At 45.8% G+C, this 24,294-nt stretch carries 25 protein-coding genes; 15 read left to right on the top strand and 10 right to left on the bottom strand.

Features of this window, described 5'->3' with window-relative positions; translation table 11 throughout:
* Positions 1-131 precede the first annotated feature (131 nt).
* Positions 132-1,118 carry a LacI family DNA-binding transcriptional regulator gene (locus AC3CH4_RS19475; RefSeq protein WP_054546220.1) on the top strand — a complete coding sequence of 329 codons (987 nt, stop codon included), beginning with the start codon at positions 132-134 and terminating at the stop codon, positions 1,116-1,118.
* Positions 1,119-1,253: 135 nt separating this feature from the next.
* Here AC3CH4_RS19475 and AC3CH4_RS19470 read toward each other — a convergent pair whose 3' ends face one another.
* The 4 genes from AC3CH4_RS19470 to AC3CH4_RS19455 form a co-directional block, all read right to left on the bottom strand.
* Positions 1,254-2,627 (bottom strand): carbohydrate porin, encoded by a 1,374-nt coding sequence (locus tag AC3CH4_RS19470; protein ID WP_054546219.1) that lies wholly within the window; start codon positions 2,625-2,627, stop codon positions 1,254-1,256.
* Positions 2,628-3,178: 551 nt separating this feature from the next.
* Positions 3,179-3,346, bottom strand: coding sequence for an alpha/beta hydrolase (locus AC3CH4_RS19465; RefSeq protein ID WP_412179206.1), 168 nt, complete (start codon positions 3,344-3,346; stop codon positions 3,179-3,181).
* 81 nt (positions 3,347-3,427) lie between these two features.
* Positions 3,428-3,835 (bottom strand): hypothetical protein, encoded by a 408-nt coding sequence (locus AC3CH4_RS19460; RefSeq protein WP_054546327.1) that lies wholly within the window; start codon positions 3,833-3,835, stop codon positions 3,428-3,430.
* A 193-nt stretch (positions 3,836-4,028) separates the two neighbouring features.
* Positions 4,029-5,360: a ferredoxin reductase family protein gene (locus AC3CH4_RS19455; RefSeq protein WP_054546218.1), complete on the bottom strand. Its 1,332-nt coding sequence runs from the start codon at positions 5,358-5,360 to the stop codon at positions 4,029-4,031.
* Between the two features lie 262 nt (positions 5,361-5,622).
* Between AC3CH4_RS19455 and AC3CH4_RS19450 the strand changes: the two genes are divergently transcribed.
* The 3 genes from AC3CH4_RS19450 (at position 5,623) to AC3CH4_RS19440 (ending at position 7,668) form a co-directional block, all read left to right on the top strand.
* Positions 5,623-6,324: a flavin reductase family protein gene (locus AC3CH4_RS19450; RefSeq protein ID WP_054546217.1), complete on the top strand. Its 702-nt coding sequence runs from the start codon at positions 5,623-5,625 to the stop codon at positions 6,322-6,324.
* Between the two features lie 135 nt (positions 6,325-6,459).
* The gene (locus AC3CH4_RS19445) at positions 6,460-7,251 is read left to right on the top strand and encodes a CLCA_X family protein (protein ID WP_054546216.1); all 792 of its coding nucleotides are present in this window, start codon (positions 6,460-6,462) and stop codon (positions 7,249-7,251) included.
* A gap of 93 nt (positions 7,252-7,344) precedes the next feature.
* On the top strand, positions 7,345-7,668 hold the full coding sequence (locus tag AC3CH4_RS19440) for a DUF4144 domain-containing protein (RefSeq protein WP_054546215.1): 324 nt from the start codon (positions 7,345-7,347) through the stop codon (positions 7,666-7,668).
* A 130-nt stretch (positions 7,669-7,798) separates the two neighbouring features.
* On the opposite strand, the gene AC3CH4_RS19435 is transcribed toward AC3CH4_RS19440, so the two are convergent.
* Positions 7,799-9,127: an anaerobic C4-dicarboxylate transporter gene (locus tag AC3CH4_RS19435; protein WP_029225082.1), complete on the bottom strand. Its 1,329-nt coding sequence runs from the start codon at positions 9,125-9,127 to the stop codon at positions 7,799-7,801.
* Between the two features lie 411 nt (positions 9,128-9,538).
* Between AC3CH4_RS19435 and AC3CH4_RS19430 the strand changes: the two genes are divergently transcribed.
* The 10 genes from AC3CH4_RS19430 (at position 9,539) to AC3CH4_RS19385 (ending at position 21,172) form a co-directional block, all read left to right on the top strand.
* Positions 9,539-10,198, top strand: coding sequence for an HAD family hydrolase (locus AC3CH4_RS19430; RefSeq protein WP_488544331.1), 660 nt, complete (start codon positions 9,539-9,541; stop codon positions 10,196-10,198).
* Between the two features lie 210 nt (positions 10,199-10,408).
* Positions 10,409-11,035 carry an HD domain-containing protein gene (locus tag AC3CH4_RS19425; protein ID WP_488544330.1) on the top strand — a complete coding sequence of 209 codons (627 nt, stop codon included), beginning with the start codon at positions 10,409-10,411 and terminating at the stop codon, positions 11,033-11,035.
* A gap of 41 nt (positions 11,036-11,076) precedes the next feature.
* The gene (locus AC3CH4_RS19420) at positions 11,077-11,604 is read left to right on the top strand and encodes a GNAT family N-acetyltransferase (protein WP_488544329.1); all 528 of its coding nucleotides are present in this window, start codon (positions 11,077-11,079) and stop codon (positions 11,602-11,604) included.
* Positions 11,605-11,747: 143 nt separating this feature from the next.
* Positions 11,748-12,434 carry a DNA-3-methyladenine glycosylase I gene (locus tag AC3CH4_RS19415; protein ID WP_488544328.1) on the top strand — a complete coding sequence of 229 codons (687 nt, stop codon included), beginning with the start codon at positions 11,748-11,750 and terminating at the stop codon, positions 12,432-12,434.
* 194 nt (positions 12,435-12,628) lie between these two features.
* A complete protein-coding gene (locus AC3CH4_RS19410) occupies positions 12,629-13,363 on the top strand; it encodes a GntR family transcriptional regulator (RefSeq protein ID WP_017075215.1) in 735 nt (244 codons plus the stop codon).
* Positions 13,364-13,829: 466 nt separating this feature from the next.
* Positions 13,830-15,275: a xanthine dehydrogenase small subunit gene (gene xdhA, locus AC3CH4_RS19405; protein ID WP_032497844.1), complete on the top strand. Its 1,446-nt coding sequence runs from the start codon at positions 13,830-13,832 to the stop codon at positions 15,273-15,275.
* Positions 15,268-17,673, top strand: coding sequence for a xanthine dehydrogenase molybdopterin binding subunit (gene xdhB, locus AC3CH4_RS19400; RefSeq protein WP_488544327.1), 2,406 nt, complete (start codon positions 15,268-15,270; stop codon positions 17,671-17,673). The genes xdhA and xdhB overlap by 8 nt, the downstream gene beginning before the upstream one ends.
* 54 nt (positions 17,674-17,727) lie before the next feature.
* Complete coding sequence (gene xdhC / locus AC3CH4_RS19395) at positions 17,728-18,609, top strand: xanthine dehydrogenase accessory protein XdhC (protein ID WP_017630713.1); 882 nt, start codon at positions 17,728-17,730, stop codon at positions 18,607-18,609.
* A gap of 59 nt (positions 18,610-18,668) precedes the next feature.
* A complete protein-coding gene (gene guaD / locus AC3CH4_RS19390) occupies positions 18,669-20,003 on the top strand; it encodes a guanine deaminase (protein ID WP_488544326.1) in 1,335 nt (444 codons plus the stop codon).
* A gap of 287 nt (positions 20,004-20,290) precedes the next feature.
* Positions 20,291-21,172, top strand: coding sequence for an AEC family transporter (locus AC3CH4_RS19385; RefSeq protein ID WP_488544325.1), 882 nt, complete (start codon positions 20,291-20,293; stop codon positions 21,170-21,172).
* A gap of 110 nt (positions 21,173-21,282) precedes the next feature.
* Here the strand turns inward: AC3CH4_RS19385 and AC3CH4_RS19380 are convergent, their stop codons facing one another.
* The 5 genes from AC3CH4_RS19380 to AC3CH4_RS19360 form a co-directional block, all read right to left on the bottom strand.
* Entirely contained in the window at positions 21,283-21,663 is a 381-nt protein-coding gene (locus AC3CH4_RS19380) for a carboxymuconolactone decarboxylase family protein (protein WP_488544324.1), read from the bottom strand.
* Between the two features lie 60 nt (positions 21,664-21,723).
* On the bottom strand, positions 21,724-22,080 hold the full coding sequence (locus AC3CH4_RS19375; RefSeq protein WP_114635710.1) for a MerR family transcriptional regulator: 357 nt from the start codon (positions 22,078-22,080) through the stop codon (positions 21,724-21,726).
* 36 nt (positions 22,081-22,116) lie between these two features.
* Positions 22,117-22,635 (bottom strand): hypothetical protein, encoded by a 519-nt coding sequence (locus AC3CH4_RS19370; protein WP_488544323.1) that lies wholly within the window; start codon positions 22,633-22,635, stop codon positions 22,117-22,119.
* A gap of 554 nt (positions 22,636-23,189) precedes the next feature.
* Positions 23,190-23,483, bottom strand: a complete 294-nt coding sequence (locus tag AC3CH4_RS19365) for a type II toxin-antitoxin system RelE/ParE family toxin (RefSeq protein ID WP_488544322.1) — start codon at positions 23,481-23,483, stop codon at positions 23,190-23,192.
* The gene (locus AC3CH4_RS19360) at positions 23,483-23,743 is read right to left on the bottom strand and encodes a type II toxin-antitoxin system Phd/YefM family antitoxin (protein WP_065206367.1); all 261 of its coding nucleotides are present in this window, start codon (positions 23,741-23,743) and stop codon (positions 23,483-23,485) included. The genes AC3CH4_RS19365 and AC3CH4_RS19360 overlap by 1 nt, the downstream gene beginning before the upstream one ends.
* Positions 23,744-23,985: 242 nt before the next feature.
* On the opposite strand from AC3CH4_RS19360, the gene AC3CH4_RS19355 reads away from it, so the two are divergent.
* On the top strand, positions 23,986-24,294 hold the full coding sequence (locus AC3CH4_RS19355) for a hypothetical protein (protein ID WP_065206368.1): 309 nt from the start codon (positions 23,986-23,988) through the stop codon (positions 24,292-24,294).

Below are 24,294 nucleotides of genomic sequence, written 5' to 3'. Positions count from 1 at the left end.
TACTGTGAGAATGATCTTCAAATTATCTCCCTAGGATAAGAAGACCGGGTTAAAATCTCCTAATAACAGGTGAATTTGATGATCTGTTTGCAAACAATCCCAAAACTAAAATTACAATTGGATAATGAATAATGGCTAGTCTTCATGATGTCGCTCGTCTCGCTGGAGTTTCCAAGTCGACGGTCTCAAGAGTAATCAACGATGAGTATGGCGTAAAAGACACAACCAAGGTGAAGGTGCGTCAAGCGGTTGAAGAGTGTGGCTACCTCCCAAACCAAGTCGCTAAAGACTTAAAGTCTCAAAAAACCAACCTGGTTGGCGTGATTGTTCCTAGGGTTTCTTCCCACGCCACCTCTCAGGGTGTCGATGGTTTAACTGCCGTCTTAGAGCAAGCGGGCAAGCATGTTTTATTAGCGAGCACACACCAAACACACCATAAAGAACTTGAATATATTCAGATATTTAACCAAAAACGCGTTGAAGGTATCATCCTGTACGCGACCCACCTCGACAACAAATTAGTCAAAGCGATTCAAAGCTCTGCTGTGCCGGTGGTATTGGTTGGTCAAGACGGGTCAATGTTTAACATCCCAAGCATTGTGCACGACGACACTCGCGTAGGGTTTGAAGCAGGTAATCGCTTCATAGCGAAAGGTTGTAAGCACATGGGGTTCATCGGCGTGCAAGGCGATGATATTGCGGTTGATAATATGAGATCGGAAGGCTTCGCTCAATCGCTTAAATTTAACGACCTCATACTGCAGTTTCACGCCCGTGGCGACTTCACCATAGAGTCAGGTTACCAACTGGCTAAACAGTCTCTAAAAGAGCACACCAAGCTCGATGGCCTGTTCTGCGCAACTGACCGTATCGCAATCGGTGCGATCAGAGCGATTCAAGAAGCTGGCCTCGTTCCAGGAAAGGATGTCTTGGTACTCGGCGTGGGTGATGATGAACTCGCTTCAGTATGCACACCAACGCTGTCTACGTTTAACTATGCGTTTGATAAAGCGGGAGAAAATGGAGCCAAGCTGCTGCTCGACCGTATTGAAAAAAAAGGCTTTGAAATGAGCAAGATGGTGTTGACCTTCACCACTATTGACCGAGAGTCTTGCTAGCGATTTATCTCAGAGATTAAGTTATCCCAAGATGAAAAAATGCCAACCTTCGAGTTGAAACGATAAGGTTGGCATTTGATGATGCGACTATCACATCATGATTAACACTCTCTATCTAAACGATATATCAGGTAATTAGAACCAAGTTTCCATCTGCAGTGCAAACAGAACCTCGCCGCCCTCTCCCATCGTTGCAGCATCTGCTTCAGTGCTGATCGAGTAACCATTCAGGTCTTCACTCCAATCCACATAACTCACAGCGAAACGCAATTCTGGTCGGTCAAAGAAACCAGTGCTGGTTGAAAGCTTGAGTGTTGGTGCCACTGTCGCTTTATAGAAACCGCCGCTCGCTTGCTCTGTCGAGTTGTCTAAATCCATGTACTGCAATGAACCTTCGTAAACCATCTCAAAGTTCTCTGTGAACTCTTGAGCCAATCGAACGTTTAAAGAGGCCCATGTGAACTCGTCATTCTTCTTCAGACGGTCTTGGCTATGCTCTGCCATTAATGCAGGTGCTAAGCGCCAGTTGTCGCCAATGCGAGTGACACCGTAGCTAAACAGGCGAACGGCTTTTGCGTCATCCAGTAGATCACCATTAGAACCGATGCCTTTTAGCTCTGCACCTAAGCCACTACCCACTAACACACCCGTTTTAGAGAAGCCTTCGCTCAGACCAAAGAAGTTGCCTCCATGGTACGCAAACATGGCGTGTACACCGCTTTCAGCTGCGCCATTTAAGCGGCTATCGTTGTCTGCTGAGGTCATGCCGCTCAACATCACTTGCCATTGGCCAATACGGTTATTCATGGTTGCAATGTAGTTTTCTACATCTGTTGATGAGCTATCAATCTCACCAAAATCTCGGCCATAAATAGAAAAATTCGCTTTCCAGTTGTCGCTCATCTGAACATCGTAAACGCCCGCACCAGTACCTGATAAGAAGACAATATCCGAATCGAAAAAGTGAATATCAAAGTTGTCGCGATCGAATCGTTTACCCGCCCAAAACGTTGCTTCAGAAAACGCTTCGGATTCAGAGAACATGCTCAGACGGTTCAGTTCTGAATACACTTGTCGTACATTCAACTGGCTTTCACTGGCTGTCCATTCGTTATTTGTTTCAGTACTGTCGGCTAACATGATACGAAACAAGGCACTAGAGCCATCATCCGCAAAGCGCTTATGAATCAAGTTCGCTTCAACGTAATGATCATCTTCCACACCAAGTCGTCCAACTGGTGCACCAATCGCACCCGCCGCTGTCATATAAGGACCAGTACCTGTCGCGCCGTTTAGGTCGTCGTTGATCAATAATCCAGAGCGTGCATAGCCGTAAAACTCAAACGAAGAAGCCTTTTCATTAGCTTCGGTAGAAACCTGCTCCGTTTGTGCAACTCTTTGTTCTAATTCATTAATACGTTGCTCTAATGCTGCAACGTCTTCACTTGCTAATACCGATGTAGTCATTAGCCCCATTGTTACAGCAACCGCTAAAGTGTGTAGTTTCATTCTTATGTTCTCACGTTAATTGTTTGGATTGTTTGCAAACGTTCCCAAAATAATTCGTAAGCGCATTTCGGCTTATACTTTTGATGTACAAGCTCTATATCGAAGAAAAAATAGAAATCAGTCGTGTTGATCACTTCACTTTTGTATCTGGATGGATGATAGATCGATACTTTCGGGAACGTTACCGAAAATGCATAATTCTGATAGCTTTGTCACAAGTGAAATTGATTAATGGGCGAAAAATAGTGTATCGCGCACATTGACAGCTTTAGCAAGGTAGTCGATAAGCTTGAGTGAATAGCGCACAAAGCGTGACTCGCCACTCAATAACAACCCACCTTAACTGATGGATAGCTCCATTATCGAAAGTAAAGACGGTTTTGTTCAATCTCATAAATGACGATTGAATGATAAAAGTAGGAGTTAGAAATGAATCCACATGGTTATGAAAGCGCCTAATAAAAAAGCCAAGTTGAACTTGAGTAATCAACTTAGCTTTAAATGGCTCAATGAGTGCTTTCTAGAGCGTTGAAACGCTACAAAAGTAGAGATTATTTAATTGGATAATGTCGCTCTAAGAACGCAATCACATGCGGTACATACTTATCAGTAGCAAAAATTGGATCACTATGGCCAACACCTTCCTCGATAAATAGCTGATTCTCAATGCCGTATTTATCCAAAACATCTTTAAAGATCTGGCTTTGCGCTAAAGGCACTCGCTTACAAGTGTTCCATGAAACTGAATGTAAGGCGGAGCATCACTGTTTATATAGCTGGTCGATGAAGTATTGAATGCGTCACTTCTTCTTATTCTGCTCAACCAGCTTTTCATTCCACGCTACGTTGCCGTCTCGCTTACTGACATCATACTCAGAACAGAACTGCGATATGGTCATGTTGTTATCGCCCGTCGCTAACTTTAATGCCAACTGAACTTGTTGAAGCTTGCTTTGAAGGCGAAGGTTTTGGCCTGCCTTTGGGCTTTTTTCTTTGGCGAACTTTAAGGCGGCATGTTTACGCTCGGCGGCACCCGCTCGGCGATCGGCTTCTGATAATAGATATTTTAGCTGCGCGACACTTCTCCCTTTTTTAAAAGCAGGTTCAAGCAGTTCGACACACTCATCAAATGATGGATTTATAACATACGGATCAATTTTATGCGCTTGTTGGCGCATCCACTCTAGCGCGAGCTTTTCATCTGACATTTTACAATCTTTACCAATAAAACAGCCGTACATGGTATCGCTCAATAGCAAACCGCTGCAATAAAAAGTTGACCAAGTTTTGCCTTTTTAACGAGTACTTGTAGTCAGGTATCAATAACGACAAATCGGACAGCGGCTCCAGCCCCGCAACGAAGAGCCAAAGTTGACGCTATTGATAGCTATTTCGGTCTTTTTAACGCATCACAAACAGCTCTTCGTGATAATTCTGGTCAACGTTGAACTTGTACGTACCCAATTCTTTTTTAAGCGATGTTGAGAACAGCTCTGGCCCGCAGAAATACAGTTCATAATCGTTTAAATCACCACACTGGTAAGCAATGCGTTCAGCGTTTAATCGAGGTGAGTGCAAGGTGTCTATCACGTTCAACTTCACTCCTACTTGATGTGCAAGGTGCCATAGCTCATCCACCAAATGCTCATCGACACCACGAGTGCAATAGAATAGCTCGATGCGAGAGTGAGTCTTCTCTGTTTTGAGCGCTTCAAGGGTTGCAAAAAACGACGCTATCCCAACACCACCCGCAATCCAAATTTGTGGCTTACTTAAGTCAAACTCAAGTCGACCATAAGGCCCTTCCACCGTAACAGCATCGCCCGTATTTACTCGTTCATAAAGACCATTCGTAAAGTCACCCAACTCTTTAATCAAGAAACGCAGTTCTGAATCTTCGCTGCCCGAAACAATGGTAAACGGGTGCGGGTCTTCATTCCCGAAGCGCAAGTACGCAAACTGCCCTGCTTTGTGGCCTCGCCAAGATGTTCCGGGTTTTAGCACCAACTCCATCACTTCGACCTGTGGAAAGTAACGAGTGGAAGAAACAGCAGCAGAGTGACGATTACGACGCCCTACAAAACCCAACAAACTGTACATCGCTGCGACAGACCCAATCAAAGCAAAGGCCACCGTTAGGTAATAAATGGGCTGACCCCAATAGGCATGTTTGAGCAGTAATACCGAGTGAAACGCGATCAAAAGATACGCGACAGACATCAAGCGATGTGACAGTTTAAACGGTTTGTATTTCACTGCCGCCCACAACGACGCCACCAGTAAAACAAGCAATAGATAGAAACCCCACTCGCCAATATTTTCAGCAAAGCCGTGGAGCCCATTGACCCACGCTTCCCAACCAGACATAGTTCTTGCCGGGCCGGAACCATCATGACGAACAGGCTTAGCCAACACTCCAGACATCACTAGCCACTTAGGGATCTGGTACCACAACCAGTGTGTCACACCCAGAGCTACACCACCGATACCCAACCATTTATGGACTCGATACGCTTTATCCATACCGTTGAGCCAATTCTCAACCATAGGTAGACGCATCGCCAAGATCATGGTGATGGACATTAACATCAGAGACAAAATACCCGAGTACTGAATCATGGCCGAGCGCCATTCAAATAAGTTGCTTGAAGCGAAGAGTTGCGGTTCCATCGCAAACCAAAAGGCTGACATTGTGGCAATCATTGCCCAGATGACATTGCGGACTGTTTTCATGTTTTCGCGCTCTCAAAGACTATAACTTTACTTTAGTTTCTTGAATGTAAAGGGACGTCAAAGTGCGTAAATCTATGCAAATAGTTTGCACCACATAAAAAATCACACTTTAAAGAAGCACCTGTTTCGCAAAATACCGACGAAACCAGTGCCACATAGCTATTCAGGGCAAACCCGTTGATCGATAGAAAGTGATACTGCGTACATATTGATCCGTTAGTAAGCAAGTTTGTGATAAACAAAAATGAGAAGAAGAGAAGATATGAAGGACATCAGCCTTTCGAAACATGATCTGCAAACAATGGATCAGAGGCATCGTACTCGATTGATTAACTCTCTGTCAGGGTTCAAAAGCGCCAACCTTATTGGTACCTGTGACAAACAGGGGTTCGATAACCTTGCTGTTATTAGCTCGGTAGTTCATTTAGGATCGAACCCACCACTGTTTGGTTTTATCGTTCGCCCCTGCGAAAGTCGACGCCACACGCTAGAGAATATTCTAGAAACTAAGCACTTCACGATTAATAGTATTGGTGCCGATTTTGTTAGAAAGGCGCATCAAACATCGGCTCGCTACCCTAAACCAATCTCAGAATTCAACGCGGTCGGTCTCACACCTTATTACGACAATGTGTTCCCTGCTCCGTTTGTCTTAGAAAGCCCTTTAAAAATAGGTTTGGCCTTCAAAGAACAAATCACAATAGAAAGTAATCAAACTCAAATGTTGATTGGTGAAGTTATTACGATTCACGCGCCAAAACGCGCCATGATGCCGGATGGTTACCTTGATTTAGAAGCGCTAGATTTAGTCACGATTTCAGGGCTCGATAGCTACCATGTCACGCAAAGGCTTCACCGATTGAGTTACGCCAAGCCAGACAAGCCTCTGTTTCCGCTGACTCGTGAAGGTAACCCAACTTCATGGGAAGCTTTTGAGCTCAATCTAACTCATTTTGTTCGGTAATTGTCCGTCAAAAGTGCTAACTTTCTTTGACTCCAAGAGAGGCAGCTCAAAAAGGATTCATAAGGACGCAGCTAAACGGTATGCATCCTTCAAGAGCATCTCACTCAATCTTAATTCTGTTCCCAAGGTCCCCCTTTGAAGTTAACTCACTTTAAATACAAAACACGCAAAGGCCCAGACTACCGACATGGCGATCAGGTGTCTTTCATGGACATCAAACAGACCTTCGGTATGGGGAGCATTCGCGTGGGAGCTTGGGTTTCTAAAGAAGAGAAAGAGCTCGCTGCGAACCTGATATTCGACTCGCTGGCAGACTTGGCTTACATCTTGGCTCTACCTCCAGAAGCGATTGGCCTGCGCGGCACGTTAGGCTTAGCCTTTGGCAGTGGTGGTAGGAAAGGTGTGCAAGCACACTACGCACCGAACCAACGAGAGCTAGCCCTCGCCAAGAACGCTGGCGCCGGTGCATTAGCCCACGAGTTCTGGCATGCGTTTGACCATTACATTGCCGAAAAGGCGTTTGAGATTGGTGATATGTCCGGCCCTCGAAAACACATCTTGTTCGCCAGTGATTGTTGGCTACACGATAGAAAGGTGCGACCTCATCCATTAAACGAGAGTTTGATGTCGCTGTTCGATACCACATTGCTCAGCGACAATAATCTGGATAAACACGACTACGTGGCTCGAAGTGTTATTGCCGACAAGGCAACGTCTGCCCGTTATTTCTCATTACCTACGGAGATGATGGCGCGTGCCTTTGAAGCTACGATTGAATCCTGCTCTGATATCGAGAATTCTTACTTAGTCGATGGCACGACCAAACCGGATATGTTCCCTCTCTATCCAGACCTCAAGCATCGCAAAGATATTTATCAAGCGCTTCAGGGATACTTCGCACCATTAGGTCGTTCTCTAAGTAAGTAACGTCTTAAGTCGTTTGCTTGAAGAGATGACCAAGCAGTGGAAAATGTTTATAGTCGAGACTCAAACTTCAACATGCATGATTTAGAGGCAGTAATGATCAGTTGGCCATCTTTGGTAAAACTCGACGGTGACGATGAGCTTATTTACGTCGCATCCGAACACGAATTTCAAACAGAATGCTCAGACATGATCTTGGGCGAAGATGATTACCTCATCGATTCAGAGGGTGACAGCTACTCGCTTCAATCGAGTTCAAACCAACTATCCCTAGCTAAACGAACACTGCAATATTCGGTTGAAGCCGTGACGAAACTGATTCGAAATCACGAGTTCCAGAAAGCAGAAGTATGCCTGATGAAGATCCACTTCCTGACTATCGAAGAAGCGATTCAATCTTTGGCTTTTGAGCCACGTTAATATTGCTTTAGATTCGAAACCTAACTTCGAAGCACAGTAGTGAATTAATACAGTACAAACAAAAACAGCGCCCAAATAGGCGCTGTTTTTCGTTTTATCTCGCTCGTAGATTACGCGACAAGAAGTTAGGTTAAGCGATAAAAATCTGTGCCAGTGCGTAGCCTAAACAACATGCACCTACTACACCGATTAAACCCACCGACATGAATGAGTGGTTGAAGTACCACTTACCAATCTTGGTGGTGCCAGAGACATCGAAGTTAACCGTTGCGATGTCTGATGGATAGTTCGGGATGAAGAAGTAGCCGTAAACTGCTGGCATCAAACCGATAAGCAGTGCTGGATCTAATCCTAAGCCAAGGCCAACAGGTAACATCATACGTGCCGTTGCTGCTTGCGAGTTCACCACAACCGATACGATGAATAGCGCTAGTGCGAACGTCCATGGGTAGTTGGTTACCATTTCCACGATGCCAGACTTGAACTGAGGCATTGCATATTGGAAGTAAGTATCCGACATCCAAGCGATACCGAAGATAGCAATTGCTGCCACCATACCCGATTTGAATACCACACCATTTGGTACATCACGTGGGTCAGTTTTGGTTGCCAGCAAGATGATACCGCCGAAACAGAGCATCATCATTTGGATGATTACCGACATCTTGATTGGCTTGTCGCCGTCTACGATAGTTCTGATCTCAGGCACCATCGCCACGATAACAATCACGACAATTGAAAGTAGGAAAATCAACACGGCATTACGAGCCGAAGTTGGAAGCACTTCATCCAAAGACGTCGCCGTCGTGTTCTCGATGCGTTTTTTCCACTCAGGATCTTTTAGACGTGCTTGATAATCAGGATCATCGTTCAGTTCTTTACCGCGTTTCAAGCTATATAGAGAAAGTAAAAGTGTGCCGAACAGCGTTGCAGGAACCGTCACCATCAAAATGGAAAGAAGAGTAATAGAGTGTTGGACATCGGAAAGTTGCGCGAGGTAATACACCACTGCAGCCGAGATTGGAGAAGCCGTAATCGCTAGCTGAGACGCCACTGATGCCGCTGCCATTGGACGCTCAGGACGAATACCATTCTTCAACGCAACATCGCCGATGATTGGCATGATTGAGTAAACCGCGTGGCCAGTACCCAATAGGAAAGTCATCGAGTAAGTCACGAACGGTGCTATCAAGGTGACGCGTTTCGGGTTCTTTCTCAGTACCCTTTCCGCTACTTGCAACATGTATTTCAAACCACCCGCCGCTTCTAAAATCGAAGCACAAGTCACAACGGCGAGAATGATCAACATGACGGTGACAGGTGGAGACGTCGGTGGCATCTTGAAGACAAACACCTCGATAACCAAGCCAATCCCAGAAACAACACCTAAGCCGATACCGCCATACCGAGACCCGATATAAAGTACGACTAATAAAAATAGAAACTCAAAATACAACATAAGCAACCTTGCTAAAAATATGGACTAATTATATTTTGTCCCTAAGCTCAGCCATTTACTTATTGCTTGGTCACACTATCATTGCAGGCTCACGCAAATTGTTTTTTATAAGATTATGGTCACGCTAACAAGCCTGTAAGTTTATGAAATGTAATAAGAAGCCAGACCCGAAACCTAGATTTGTTATGTGGAATAATCATAATTGTTTCTGTTAGATCTGTATCGCCTATAAAACACCAAACTCATAACTGAACGATATTATTCCAGGTGAAATCAATCACACCTCAAGTCACTCAGAAGCATATTACCAAGACAATTCGGCATATTCTTACTGAACACTGACTCGCCTATCTCCAGGCACTATGTCAAAATACTCGCCCTCACGAAGACTACACAGAAAGAACCACGTATATGAATTTTCAAGCTGCTATTTTTGATATGGATGGACTGCTGCTCGACACCGAGCGACTTTGTATGCAGGTTTTTGAAGAAGCATGTCACACACAAGGTGTTCCGTTTTTGCAGGATGTTTACCTAGGCATCATTGGTTGTAACGCAAAAACGATCGAACAGATCTTTAGAAATGGCTACGGCGAAAGCTTAGATTACCCAGCATTGAACAACGAATGGCGTACTCGCTACAGTGCGATTGTTAAGCACCAAGCTATCCCAGTTAAAGATGGCGTGATTGAGCTTCTTGAATGGCTAAAATCAAACGACATTCCAATCGCGGTGGCAACTTCCACTCAGCTTGATATCGCGAAGAAGAAACTTGAGCTCGCAGGCCTAGATTCTTACTTCACCTCATTAAGCACAGGCTGCGAAGTGACTCACGGCAAACCTCACCCAGAGATCTACTTACTGGCGGCAGAACGCCTAGGTGTTGCGCCTGAAACTTGTCTCGCGTTTGAAGATTCAAACAACGGTATTCGCGCGTCGATGGCTGCAAACATGATCAGTTTCCAGATCCCAGATCTGGTTGAGCCTTGCGAAGAAGTAAAAGCGCTTGGGCACACGATAAGCCCTTCCCTGCACCATGTGTTAGCACAGCTTCAACAAGCCGCTGCTTAAGCTCTGATTACCGTTGATAACGCTTTTATCTGTCTCGTCCTAAAATACGTAGACAAGCCTCTCTATTAAGCCGACTCACAGAGTCGGTTTTTTTGTGGGTATTCCTTTTATAAAAGATAAAAACTCGCACTTGAAACTGTTACAGTCGATATGAAACGACACTGATCGATAAGCAACATTGATAACGTCTAAAAATGGAGAAAGGGACGCGTGATAGAAAAATTTGAAAGCCAACTGCTTGATTTTGCACAGCAAGAGATGACACAAGATGCAGCGCACGATATCAGCCATATTAAGCGCGTAGTCAAAACCGCCAAGGCTTTATGTACTCAAGAGCAAGCTAAGCTTGAAGTCGTGCTGCCCGCCGCTTACCTCCATGATTGCTTCACCTTTCCAAAGAACCACCCAGACCGCGCTCAAAGCTCACAAATGGCAGCAGACAAGGCCATCTCTTATCTCAAATCTATCGAGTATCCTGCGTCCTACCTTGATGAGATCCATCATGCCATTGTCACACACAGCTACAGTGCCAACATCACACCAGAAACCTTGGAAGCTCAAATCGTCCAAGATGCCGACCGCCTAGATTCTCTCGGTGCGATTGGTATTGCACGCTGCCTGTACGTGGGTCAAAGCTTTAACGCTGAACTCTATAACCACGAAGATCCATTCGCTGAACATCGTGACTTGGATGACAAGCATTACAGCGTCGACCATTTCTACGTGAAACTGTTCAAGCTGGCTGAAACCATGAATACAGAATCCGCCAAATTAGAAGCCAACAAGCGCACCGACTACATGCGCGGCTTTCTTGAGCAATTGGGCTCGGAAGTTTAACGGCTTAAAAAAGAGACACGCGATAAGGGAGAGAGAAGGATATGGAAATAAACCGCTTTAAAGCGTCCGACGCCGACGAAATCGTCACTTGGTTCACATCCCTCGAAGACTACGTACTGTGGGGAGGACGAACATTTGGTTGGCCGTTAAAAGCAACCTCCATCATCGAACGTTCTCAAGAGCCACATGTCGAGCTCTATACCTTTTCTACATCTAAGTCATACTCTGAACCGAACACCGATTCAAACGCCAACTCAAACGCCAGGGACTTGCTTGGCTTTATGGAATTTCAGCGCATGTCAGACAATGAACTTCGATTCTGCCGAGTTGCAATTCACCCAAACCAACGTGGTAAAGGGCTTGGGCAATCCATGATAGAAAGTGCATTAGAAGCAGCGAAAGAAATTCCTGATGTCACCACCATCAGCTTAGCGGTCTTTCAACAGAATATCGGCGCAAAGCGCTGCTACGACAAAGCGGGCTTTCAGGTGGTCGACAAAGAACCAAGCGTGAAAGAATTCAATGGCAAAACCTGGCCCTTGTATCAAATGGAATTAAAGCTCGGCTAGTTTGTTCTAATTATCAGGCTGGTTTTGATTAATAAGATTGTTTTAATTAACAGACTTACTTTAGTTAACAGAATTGTTTTAATTGCCAGATTTGACCCCATATCATTAAGCATTGGCTACACAGATGTAATTTGGAACCTTCAATGACCCAAGAAAAATTCGACACCATTTATCAACGTGCGGCTCACCGTAAAGGTGGAGCAGCAGAACTCGAAAAGATTGTCCGTGCGCCCCTTTCACAAGCCGAGCTATCACAAATCACCGACGACCGTTGGTTGGCCGCCTTTACTGAAAAGGTATTCCAGTGTGGCATTTCATGGAATGTAGTAAGAAAAAAATGGCCGCAATTTGAAGAGGTGTTCTTTCAATTCAATATCGAAAAGGTGCTAATGCTGCCGAATGAGATGTGGGAACAGAAAGCACAAGACCCGCGTATTATTCGCCACCTGACTAAAGTGATGACCATCCCTGCCAATGCCACCATGATTCACAACGCCAAGCGTGAAGCCGATTCATTCTCACAAATGGTTGCCGACTGGCCATCAGAGCGCATCACAGAACTTTGGGATTACCTGAAAAAACACGGTAAGCGATTGGGCGGAAACACAGGCGCCTACACTTTACGCCAAATGGGCAAAGACACCTTTATCTTGTCTTCGGACGTTGAAGCTCACCTACGCAGCACAGATGTTGTCGATAGCGGCCGTAACACCAAGCGAGCACAACTGGCAGCGGGTAAATCCTTCAACGAATGGCAACAACAATCAGGGCGTAGCCTGAGCGAAATAAGCCAGATCGTGGCGTACAGCTGCGGTGATAATCGCGTCTAGCCGCACTCCAAATGATTTAAAGCTCAAGATTGCACACACTTCACCGCAAACTAAATGTTATAAGTCATTAACAAATAAGCGTACATCGCACTTTCACTCGGTGGCATTGTATAGATAAGTGTATACAATGTAGGGTAGCACTCATGAATTATTCTCGATTAACCCTATCCGACTAAACAAGGGCCCTTATCTCTATGACAGTTCTCAAAAACTCTGTCTCCAAAGGTGTAAAAACTAAAGTCACAGGCCAGACTCAAGACGATGTTGTTTACTGCCATATCTTCGACGCGATACTAGAACAAAGGCTGCCACCAGCCACCAAATTAAGCGAAGAAGCCCTAGCAGAAATTTTTAGCGTTAGCCGTACAATTATCCGTCGTGCCTTACTGCGTCTTTCTTTAGAACAAGTTGTGGTGATCCGCCCGAACCGAGGCGCAATGATTGCCGCCCCAACAGTGGATGAAGCCAAACAAATTTTTAAAGCGCGCGAAGTGATGGAGATTGCTATCACTGAACTTGCGGTGAAAAACGCCACCAAAGCACAGATAGAAGAGTGCAGAAAATTAGTCGCGAAAGAGAACTGTGCCTTTGACCAAGGTGATTACGGTTCTGGCTTGCGATTGTCTGGCGAGTTTCACATCAAACTGGCTGAAATGGCAGAGAATGCACCACTGCTCGCTTTTCAACGCAGCTTGGTATCGCAAACCTCACTGTTGATCGCTCAATACGAGACAGGTAACCACTCGAACTGTTCTCTAGACGAACACTCAGGCTTACTGGATGCAATTGAGTCAGGTAACGAACAACAAGCAGTAGAATTGATGCAGGAACACCTAAGCCACATCCGTTCAAAGCTCAACCTAGACAGCAGCACAGCTTCTAGTGACCTGCATGTCGTGTTCTCAGATCTGCTTAAGAGCAAGTCATAGAAGATTCAACAAGCGATTAATAACCATCATTCAACAACTTCTTGTTAACAGCTTTTTGTTAACAAAATTGGAGAGAAGTAAGCCTCTGCGTTTACTTCTCTTTTTTATGCCCCCTCCCCTAAAAATAAAGACGACGATCGGCTCACACCCATCTAAAACACTGCCTATTCTAGCCTCAACAACGATCTTAGCCTCTATAAAATCACTTCCAACTGTGCCATAAACCCCGCCTTTATCTTGTATACATAGCTATCAATTCATTCACGCCAGAAACTGTTCACCTTCAATTCAACCCCTTATAAAACAGGCAACTACAGTCAAAAATAAATTGTACACAATCACCCGACAAGACCATTTGTTGCACTTTTGTAAATAAATAGTTGACCACAGGGTCAGGATGGATAATTATTGACCTAGAAGTCAAAAAGAATACACATGGAAATATGTCGATTTACAAGGAGGTCTCTTGATTACTTTTTTGCTCAATCAGGAAATAAGACGTGAAGATAATCTGTCGCCAAATATGACAGTGCTCAACTACCTTCGTACCAAGGTGAATAAAACGGGTACAAAAGAAGGTTGTGGGTCGGGGGACTGTGGTGCATGTACGGTAGTTCTCGGTGAAGTGGTTGATGGACAGTTGCAATACCGCTCGGTGAACTCTTGCCTGACGTTCGTTTCAGCTCTGCATGGCAAGCAACTGATCACGGTAGAAGATCTACAAAACCGAGATCGCTCTTTGCACCCAGTGCAGAAAGCGGTGGTGGATTTTCACGGTTCACAGTGTGGTTACTGCACGCCGGGCTTCATCATGTCGATGTTTGCCCTAGGCAAGAACAAACCCAATGCGAGCAAAGAAGACGTCATGGAATCACTGGCGGGCAACCTATGTCGCTGTACGGGTTACCGACCAATTGTTGATGCTGCTATGTCGCTTTCAACAGACCAACCTTTGATCGACCAATTTGCTGAACTTGAACGCAACACCATCAAGAAGCTAGAAGGTATTCAAGACACCGAAGCCAATTTACGCCTTGGTCACCTCACCGCTTTTTCCCCGAAAAGCACTGATGAGCTGGCCAAGCTTTTTCAAGCACATCCGAACGCTAAGCTGGTTGCTGGCGGTACGGATTTAGCACTGGAAGTGACACAGTTCCACCGCGAGATTGAAACACTGATTAGCGTAAACCTTGTTGAAGACATGAAGGTGTGCGAAGAGACCGACACCGATTTAATCATTGGTGCCAATCTGCCTATCAGTGACTCTTACGCCCTACTGAAAAAACACTACCCAGATTTTGGTGAACTGCTGCACCGCTTTGCTTCGCTGCAAGTGCGTAACCAAGGCACCATTGGCGGTAATGTGGCGAATGCCTCACCTATCGGTGACACCCCTCCCCTGCTGATTGCTCTCGACGCGAAAATCAAACTTCGTTGCGGCGGTGAGTCACGCACTATGCCGATTGAAGATTACTTCATCAGCTATAAAGTGACGGCGCAGAAAGAGAGTGAATTCATCGAACAGATCATCATTCCTAAGCCAACCAACGACAGCTTCCGAGCTTACAAAGTGTCGAAACGTTTAGACGACGACATCTCTGCGGTGTGTGGCGCGTTTGATATTCAAATTGAAGATGGCAAGGTTTCTTACGCTCGTATCGCTTTCGGCGGTATGGCAGCAACGCCTAAGCGCGCAACTCGTTGTGAAAATACGTTATTAGGCAAACCGTGGACAGACGCTAATATTAAGTTAGCGATGCAGGAACTGTATAACGACTTTGAGCCGCTCTCTGATTTCCGTGCAAGCCAAGAATACCGTTCATTGTCGGCGGCCAACATGCTGCGTCGCTACTTCATTGAACGACAGAACAAAAACAACCAAATCGAAACAAGGGTAACGTCTTATGTCTAAATCAAATTCCTCTGGTCACAAGAGCAATGCGATGACCCACGAAGAGATGGTTACCATTGCAAAGCAAGACCTAAAAACTGGCGTAGGTAAAAGCGTTAAACACGACAGTGCAGCCAAGCAAGTCACGGGCGAAGCGGTATACATTGATGACCGCCTAGAGTTCCCAAATCAGCTGCACGTATACGCACGCCTGAGCACACAAGCACACGCCAACATCACCAAAATAGACCTATCTCCGTGTTACGAATTCGAAGGCGTGGCGATTGCCATTCAAGCGAAAGACGTACCGGGTGAACTGGATATTGGTGCGATTCTTCCAGGTGACCCACTGCTCGCTGATGGCAAAGTAGAATACTACGGTCAACCGGTGATTGCGGTAGCAGCTAACGATTTAGAAACCGCACGCAAAGCCGCACATGCAGCCATTATTGAATACGAAGAGCTACCCGCGATTCTTGATGTAAAAGAAGCGCTAGAGAAAGAACACTTCGTAACAGAAAGCCACACTCAACAACGTGGTGACTCAAAAGCCGCACTGGCAAAAGCGAAACACGTGATCTCTGGTGACCTAGAGATTGGCGGCCAAGAGCACTTCTATCTAGAAACCCAAATCAGTAGCGTTATGCCAACCGAAGATGGCGGCATGATCGTGTACACCTCGACCCAAAATCCGACCGAAGTTCAAAAACTGGTTGCGGAAGTGATTGGCGTACCGATGCACAAAGTCGTGATTGATATGCGTCGTATGGGTGGTGGTTTCGGTGGTAAGGAGACTCAAGCGGCCTCGCCAGCGTGTATGGCTGCGGTTATTGCCCACCTTACAGGCCGACCTACCAAAATGCGTCTGCTGCGTAACGAAGACATGCAGCAAACCGGTAAACGCCACCCGTTCTACAATCAATACACAGTCGGTTTTGACGACAACGGTGTGATTCAAGGTGCCGATATTACCGTTGCAGGTAACTGTGGTTACTCTCCAGACTTATCAAGCTCTATTGTCGACCGTGCGATGTTCCACTCAGACAACGCCTATTATCTAGGTGATGCAACTGTAGTGGGTCATCGATGCAAAACCAACACGGCATCGAATACCGCTTACCGTGGCTTTGGTGGCCCGCAAGGCATGATGACCATCGAACACATCATGGACGAGATTGCGCGTTACCTGAAAAAAGATCCTTTGGAAGTACGTAAGGCGAACTACTACGGCGAAGAAGGCCGTAACGTAACCCATTACTACCAAACCGTTGAAGACAACTTTTTACCTGAGATAACCGAACAGCTTGAACGCAGCAGTGACTATCACGCACGTCGTAAAGACATCGCTGAGTTCAACAAGCAGAGCCCTATCTTGAAGAAAGGCCTTGCGATCACACCCGTGAAATTCGGCATCTCGTTTACTGCGACTTTCTTGAACCAAGCAGGTGCGCTCATCCATATCTACACCGATGGCAGTATTCATTTGAATCACGGTGGTACGGAAATGGGGCAAGGCTTGAACATCAAAGTGGCACAAATCGTTGCACAGGAGTTCCAAGTCGATGTCGAACGTATCCAGATCACCGCTACAAACACAGACAAAGTTCCGAACACATCACCAACCGCAGCCTCATCGGGCACCGACCTCAACGGTAAGGCCGCGCAAAACGCCGCAATGACCATTAAGCAGCGCCTGATTGACTTCGCTTCTTCGCACTTCAAAGTGTGGCCTGAAGAGGTGGTATTTAAGAACGGCATGGTGAAAATCCGCGACGAGATCATGACCTTCAGCTCATTTGTTGAACTGGCTTGGTTTAACCAAATCTCGCTATCGAGCACTGGCTTCTACCGCACGCCGAAGATCTATTACGATCACGAGAAAGCGCGCGGTCGTCCGTTCTACTACTACGCGTATGGTGCCTCTTGTTCAGAGGTTATCGTCGATACCTTAACCGGCGAGAACAAGATTCTGCGTGTCGATATTCTGCATGATGTGGGCGCTTCATTGAACCCTGCGATTGATATCGGCCAAGTCGAAGGTGGCTTTGTGCAAGGTGTTGGTTGGTTAACGACGGAAGAGTTGGTGTGGAACCAGCAAGGCCGCTTGATGACCAATGGCCCTGCAAGTTACAAGATCCCTGCGATTGCTGATATGCCAATTGATTTCAGAACGCACCTTTTAGAAAACCGTAACAACCCAGAAGACACCGTCTTCAACTCGAAAGCCGTGGGTGAACCGCCTTTCATGTTGGGAATGTCGGTGTGGAGCGCACTGAAAGACGCCATTAGCTATGTCGCTGTCGATGGCGCGATTCCTAAGCTCAACACACCTGCAACGCCAGAACGTATCTTGATGGCGATTCAGGAAGTCACTGAAACGGCTCCGACTTCGGTCGATGCTCAATCAGAAACGGCTTAGGGCTCATATCGATCGTTTAGCTTGGGAAGCATAAAAAGGGATTTAGGAGGACATATGTTTAAGGATAATTGGATTCACGAACTGGCAAAACTGGAAGAGAACTACGAGCCATGTGTAATGGTGACGGTGCTCGAAGACAGAGGTTCCGTTCCACGCGATGCGGGCACCAAAATGCTTGTCACTCGTGACCGAATCATCGCTACGATTGGTGGTGGTCACCTTGAACATGTGGCCACTAAAATGGCTCGCGAGATGCTGATTGCCAGCGAGAAATCACTCAAAGTGGAACGCTTCAATCTAGGTGCTCGTTTAGGCCAATGTTGTGGCGGAATGGCAACACTAAGCTTTGAACCGATTGGCACTCAACAGAACCACCTTGTGCTGTTCGGCGCAGGCCATGTTGCCAAAGCGCTGCTGCACATTGTCGCGACTCTGCCCTTCCGTGTGACCTGGATTGATGAGCGTGAAGAAGTATTCCCTGAAACGCTGCCACACGGTGTGAAGAAGCTTGTTTCAGATGATCCGGTTGGCGAGGTAAAACACATGCCGCCGAACAGCTATTACCTTGTGATGACGCACAACCACCAGCTCGATTTTGATCTAACCAAAGCGATTATCGACCGTGAAGATAGCCGTTATTTTGGAATGATTGGATCACTCACTAAGCGCAAGAAGTTCGACTTCCGCTTAGAGCAACGCGGCTATAGCCAAGAGCAAATTGAAACCATGATTTGCCCGATTGGTATTAGCGCGGTGAATGGCAAACATCCTGCGGAAATTGCGGTGTCGGTTGCGGGTGAACTGATCGCACACTATCAAGGCCAAGCACTTGAACAAAAGCGCCCAACCAAACAATATCGAAATCAGGATTTGACCGATCAACACAGTCAACCAAGCGACGTAGGCGAACCACCATTGGAAGAGAAGATCGCCTAATAAAAGTCGCAAAGCTTTAGCGGCCATAACGTCGCTGAAGTCATTAAAAGGAAGTAAACATGACAACCCAACGCAAAGCTTATCGCGCCAGCATTTTACACAGCGTCGCCGACCCAAAAGATGTCGGTATCGATGAGTCTTACGACTATTTTGAAGACGGTGTTTTAGTGGTTGAGAACGGCCATGTCGTCGACTTAGGCCATGCCGATGAGGTATTAGCTCGCCAACCTAAAACACTCGAAGTAAAAGAATACAAAGACAAGCTGATCACCTCTGGCTTTATTGATACGCACATCCACTATCCTCAAACAGGGATGATCGCGTCTTATGGCGAACAGCTACTTGATTGGTTAGAGAACTACACCTTCCCAGAAGAAAAACGCTTCAAAAACCCAGTCTATGCACACAAAGTGGCGAAGCTATTCCTAGATGAATTAGCAAGCAACGGCACCACCACTGCACTGGTATTTGGCACGGTACACAAAGAGTCCGTTAACGTGTTCTTTGAAGAAGCTGAGAAGCGTAACCTACGTATGATCGCAGGTAAGGTGCTAATGGATCGCAATGCGCCAGACTACCTGACTGACACACCAGAATCTGGCTATACAGACTCAAAAGAGCTGATCGAAAAATGGCACAAACGCGGTCGTTTGCACTATGCCGTAACACCTCGTTTCGCACCGACCAGCACACCAGAGCAGCTCGAAACAGTCGGTAAACTGCTAGAAGAATACCCAGATGTGTACATGCACACGCACCTTTCTGAAAACGAGAAAGAGATCGAGTGGGTGAAATCGCTGTTCCCAGAGCGTGACAGTTACCTAGATGTCTATGACCACTATGGTCTGTTGCACAAACGCTCGGTATTCGCGCACGGTATTCACCTATCAGATTGCGAATGTAAACGCCTAGCGGATACCGATTCGGCAATCGCTTTCTGCCCAACTTCTAACCTTTTCTTAGGCTCGGGGTTGTTCCGATTACCAGAGATGGAAGATCACGGTATTCGTGTCGGCGTGGGTACTGATGTAGGCGCAGGCACCAGCTTCTCAATTCTGCAAACCATGAGTGAAGCGTACAAGATCATGCAGCTACAGCATAAGAAGTTGCACCCGGCTAAGTCGCTGTTCTTGGCAACTCTAGGCGGTGCACGTTCACTGCATTTAGAAGACAAGATCGGCAACCTAGAAGTCGGTAAAGAAGCGGATTTCGTGGTGTTGGATCTACACGCTACACAGCTGATGCGCTTTAGAATGGAACAAGCCACCAAGCTTGAAGAGAAGCTATTCGTGTTGATGAGCTTGGGTGACGACAGAACCGTCAGCGAGACTTACATCTACGGCGAAAAAGCCTACGATGTGAATTTCAAAGATTACAAAAAGCTCGTTAGCTAGATTTAAAACCGAGTAACAATCGCTAGACAGCGACAACCGTCGTTTATTAAATAATCCGTCCAGATTTATCTAGCCTTTAAAGACCAGTTGCTGATGCCACTGGTCTTTTTTGTGCTTCATTCAAAGAAATATAAATTAACCGCTCACAGACAACGATCTTCGGTGACGCCAAGTCATTATATTGATAGGTTAATGTTTATACATATCGACTTTATGCTTCGTTTGGCGTCTCTCTAAAACATTCGTTTCTCAGCTGAATGGAAGCACCCAATCTAGAAAGGAATTCTATGTTCGAACAGGTCGTCAGCATTCTGTTTCCGGTTTTTGCTTTAGCCAGTGCTGGCTTTGCGGTGGGTCGTTGGCTCAAGCCCGATTTCAAACCGATCAATCGCATCAACATGGATGTCTGTATTCCTGCGCTAGTGTTTGCCTCGCTGACCACCATGCCCCTCGACACTGAACAACTGCCACTCATCACCGCGTCTTTGATTGCGGTGTTAGTGCCAGCCTTATTGATGATTCCAATCTGTAAGATCTTTAAGCTCAACTTCAAAGCTTGGGCTCCGCCACACATGTTCCGCAACAGTGGCAACCTTGCGATTCCCCTGTTCACTTATACCTTTGGTGAGAGCGCATTGGCCCCTGCGGTATTACTGTTCGTAGTGTCCGCTTGTGTGCACATTAGTGTTGGCTTGGCGCTGTTGAGTGAAGGTAATCCGATCAAACAGATCCTCAAGATGCCGATATTCTTAGCCGCAGCGTTAGCGATGACGCTCAACCTGTCTGGAATTGCAGTATGGAACCCAATCTACGAAGCCACATCACTACTCGGCCAAGCAGCCGTGCCAATCATGCTGTTGTCGCTAGGCTCGCAAATGGTCAACTTAAGGCTGAGCGGATTAAAGGTCGGCTTGTTGTGCACGGCTCAATCGCTATTTACTGGCGCGATCGCTTTTACCATCATCTACTTCTTTATCCCGCTGCCAACGCTGCACCTGCAAATGATGGTGCTGTTCACCATGCTGCCACCCGCCGTGATGAACTACCTGTTCGCAGAAAGGTTCAATGTGGAGCCACCTAAGGTCGCGTCTATGGTGTTGTTCGGCAACTTCCTGAGCGTGGTTACCTTGCCGATCTTATTGTCATTCGCGCTGTCTTTGTCGCCTTAAAGAACCACGAACCTTCCAGATTAACTACCTTTAAACTTAGCCAATAAATAAAAAGGGAGCGCAACTTAGCAAAGTTGAGGCTCCCTTTTTAGAATATATTTTTGTTTCTCTTACACTGCGCTTCTCTCCGCAAGCACCTCTTTAAATGCGAACATGCTATTTAATGCCGAAGGGAATCCCGCATACACCGACATCTGCAATATCACTTCTTTGATCTCTTCCTCGCTGCAGCCGACATTAAGCGCTGCATTCAAATGCACCTTAAGCTGAGGCGCACAATTTCCAAGTGCAGTGAGAGCTGCCACGGTCGCAATCTCTCGTGATTTCAAATCCAAACCGGGGCGTGAATAGATGTCTCCGAAGGGATACTCGATAGTATACTTGGCAAGATCAGGGCAGATGTCTTGCAGGCTTTCGATAACCTGTTGCCCTGCTTCTCCGTCGATGTGATTAAGTCTTTCTAAGCCAATGTCGAAACGTGATTGATTCATAAGTCTGTTCCTGTATTTATAGTCCACAGGAACACCTTACAAGTTAGAGTCGACTCTAAGTCAACGGACTTTTCCATCTCGATACAAACTAATTTTTTCTTCCAACGCTGCCATGTGCTTTTGCTGCTCTTCGATATGGGCTCGCAAATTCTGTTGATGTTGTTCAAGTAACACTTGGCGCTGCGAAGTCGATTCTGGCCCTAATTCCCTCAGTTTTGCGTATTCCAGAATTTCGTCCAGTGGCATTGCGGTGTCTTTTAAGCGCTTCACGAACTCAATCCAGGTAACGTCCTTCGATGTATAGACTCGATGACCGCTACTGTTCCGCTGAACATTTTTCAACAAGCCGATTTTTTCATAGTAGCGAAGCGTATGGGCAGACAAACCCACCAACCGAGAAAACTCACTCACATTCATTACTTCACCTTTTCTATCTGGGTATAGGAACTCAAACTATGCGCACTTATCTAATTTGAGCTCTGCGGTGACTTTCGTCAAACGTAACGCAATCGCAAAACACACTAAGTAAGGACTCACATACCAAAAGATACTTTCTAATGGCTGCTTCACCTGCGCTTCTCTGGTTTTAATGTATTGGTTTTTCTGCTTCTCATACTGACTCAACATACCATCCACCCACACTGCATCACTTTCCACCAGCGACACGCTCGGCGCAGGGACCGTAAAATCCGATGCATTCGGTAACAAGGTGAAATCGACATCTTTGAACGTGATCGCCGTATTCAAATACCACAAACACGCTTCATGGTGCTGGGCATGATTATCTAAAGACGGCTGACCAGTGCAGATATCACGTCTTAATTTATCCAAAGAGAACTGCTGAACAGATTCTAAAATCGCCACCGCTCTGGTTTGTTCGGTTTCAACCCAATCACCCGCTACTTTCGCACGAATCTCAGATACTGCACCCAGCATCCCGATACCCGCCAAGAACGGCCATAAATAATCCATGAGCTTCCACTTTCGTCGGCTCAAGTTGAACCCACACCAAATCGGAAGATGAAAAAGGAGCGTTAGCCCAAGCGATAGCAAAACGAAATTCAAGGAGCTAGAGAGCATGAGTTCGCTATCAAAGAAGTTCTTCATAATGAGAGACTTGCCTGTATAACAAAGAGAAATTTGATACTAGGTTCGATATTTGAAAAGAGTGTAAGGGGAAAGTAAAAACAGCACCAAGATTGGCGTTGGCGCTGTTTATTTGAGCATATAGTTACCGAGACTAAACTTACTTCGGAATTATTTGATGGTACTGAAATCGAGATTTCTAGGAACAGCAACACTAACAACTTTATTCAGTTTGAAATCCAAGGCTTCTAGAGCTGCTTGCTCAGTTTGTTCACCTGTGGTCAACAAATTCCGGATACAGCCTTAAGGGGGAAGCAAGGCGTTTTAGTTTAGGGGGTGACTTTCGGTAGATTAAAACTAATCGATGAAGCGTCGAGTACGCCGCGTGATTATATGAAGAGGTATGGATTAACTCCAAGTTATCTAAAGGGCTAAGATAGCTATGAAAAGTGCTTAGCCGGAGACATGTGCTTACCAAGAATCGCTGCAATAATGATGTGCTCTTGTTTTCGAGTGTAATAAATCACATGGTGCTTTAAAGGAAAACGGAAGTAATCTTGCCTCAACTCTGAAACCGCTATGCCGAGCAACTTATTGCTAGCCAGTAATTCCATTGATTGCTTTAATTCTGAAAAATAAGCGGTCCATTGTGTTTGCCCCCTTCGCTCTAATGTATAGCGACGAATCTCAATGAGATCAGATTGCGCTGCAGAAGAAAGCTTATAGTGCGTCATTAATCAAACTTACCTTGGTCCAGTGCATTCATGAAGTCGTTACCATCGACTAGGTTACCTGATAAAGCATCGGCTTCTGCTTGTTCGAAGCGTGATTTAACGAACATCAATTTCATGGCTTCAAGTTGCTCATACTCTTCACAAGACATCATCACTGCAACTGGCGAGCCGTTCTTATTGATTTGTATGGGTTCACGTTGAACTTTCATCAACAAATCGCCAAATTTGGTTTTAGCTGTATTAGCTGTAAGTGATTGCATAATATTCTCCCTTTCGTTCATTATAAACGAATCGAACGATTTGACCAATTTGTGTTATTTGGATATCAGCTTGACCTAATGATGCCTCCATAAAGGTATTATTGAACCGATACTCAATTCATATTTGTTTGACCGGTTTGGGATTAAAGTTCATAATTACCCAAATAAAGTACAGTGCACTTTAATCTGCAAGAGAGTTATGCGAACGAGTAAAAAGCTCGGCCAACATTATAGGCAATTGAATGCTACACGTTTTAGATAAGAGAAAGGAAGTAATACAAGCGACTCAGGAAGAGTACGAGGCATGGCTAAGAGAAAGCGGTAACGGTTTAGGTTGTGCTCTCGCTGTAGATCGCATTGGCGAGGTGCTGATTAGCACCGCGTTCCTATCCCTTGATCATAGAACTGATGGTTATACGCCGGAGTTCTTTGAAACAATTATCTTCAGTGGCAACAAAATCAAATTACATAACCGTTACCCAACCTGGGAGATAGCTAAAAGTGGCCATCAACAACTGGTAAAAAAATTTAATGCAACAAAGGCTGCCTAA

The organism is Vibrio sp. QJM3NY_26 (assembly GCF_057786005.1).
This window is presented reverse-complemented; position numbering and strand designations above follow the sequence as displayed.

Coding starts and splice junctions, on each gene's coding strand:
- AC3CH4_RS19475 (WP_054546220.1), top strand. CDS start 132: ATGGCTAGTCTTCATGATGTCGCTCGTCTCGCTGGAGTTTCCAAGTCG.
- AC3CH4_RS19470 (WP_054546219.1), bottom strand. CDS start 2,627: ATGAAACTACACACTTTAGCGGTTGCTGTAACAATGGGGCTAATGACT.
- AC3CH4_RS19460 (WP_054546327.1), bottom strand. CDS start 3,835: ATGTCAGATGAAAAGCTCGCGCTAGAGTGGATGCGCCAACAAGCGCAT.
- AC3CH4_RS19455 (WP_054546218.1), bottom strand. CDS start 5,360: ATGAAAACAGTCCGCAATGTCATCTGGGCAATGATTGCCACAATGTCA.
- AC3CH4_RS19450 (WP_054546217.1), top strand. CDS start 5,623: ATGAAGGACATCAGCCTTTCGAAACATGATCTGCAAACAATGGATCAG.
- AC3CH4_RS19440 (WP_054546215.1), top strand. CDS start 7,345: ATGATCAGTTGGCCATCTTTGGTAAAACTCGACGGTGACGATGAGCTT.
- AC3CH4_RS19435 (WP_029225082.1), bottom strand. CDS start 9,127: ATGTTGTATTTTGAGTTTCTATTTTTATTAGTCGTACTTTATATCGGG.
- AC3CH4_RS19430 (WP_488544331.1), top strand. CDS start 9,539: ATGAATTTTCAAGCTGCTATTTTTGATATGGATGGACTGCTGCTCGAC.
- AC3CH4_RS19420 (WP_488544329.1), top strand. CDS start 11,077: ATGGAAATAAACCGCTTTAAAGCGTCCGACGCCGACGAAATCGTCACT.
- AC3CH4_RS19415 (WP_488544328.1), top strand. CDS start 11,748: ATGACCCAAGAAAAATTCGACACCATTTATCAACGTGCGGCTCACCGT.
- AC3CH4_RS19410 (WP_017075215.1), top strand. CDS start 12,629: ATGACAGTTCTCAAAAACTCTGTCTCCAAAGGTGTAAAAACTAAAGTC.
- xdhB (WP_488544327.1), top strand. CDS start 15,268: ATGTCTAAATCAAATTCCTCTGGTCACAAGAGCAATGCGATGACCCAC.
- xdhC (WP_017630713.1), top strand. CDS start 17,728: ATGTTTAAGGATAATTGGATTCACGAACTGGCAAAACTGGAAGAGAAC.
- guaD (WP_488544326.1), top strand. CDS start 18,669: ATGACAACCCAACGCAAAGCTTATCGCGCCAGCATTTTACACAGCGTC.
- AC3CH4_RS19385 (WP_488544325.1), top strand. CDS start 20,291: ATGTTCGAACAGGTCGTCAGCATTCTGTTTCCGGTTTTTGCTTTAGCC.
- AC3CH4_RS19380 (WP_488544324.1), bottom strand. CDS start 21,663: ATGAATCAATCACGTTTCGACATTGGCTTAGAAAGACTTAATCACATC.
- AC3CH4_RS19375 (WP_114635710.1), bottom strand. CDS start 22,080: ATGAATGTGAGTGAGTTTTCTCGGTTGGTGGGTTTGTCTGCCCATACG.
- AC3CH4_RS19370 (WP_488544323.1), bottom strand. CDS start 22,635: ATGGATTATTTATGGCCGTTCTTGGCGGGTATCGGGATGCTGGGTGCA.
- AC3CH4_RS19365 (WP_488544322.1), bottom strand. CDS start 23,483: ATGACGCACTATAAGCTTTCTTCTGCAGCGCAATCTGATCTCATTGAG.
- AC3CH4_RS19360 (WP_065206367.1), bottom strand. CDS start 23,743: ATGCAATCACTTACAGCTAATACAGCTAAAACCAAATTTGGCGATTTG.
- AC3CH4_RS19355 (WP_065206368.1), top strand. CDS start 23,986: ATGCTACACGTTTTAGATAAGAGAAAGGAAGTAATACAAGCGACTCAG.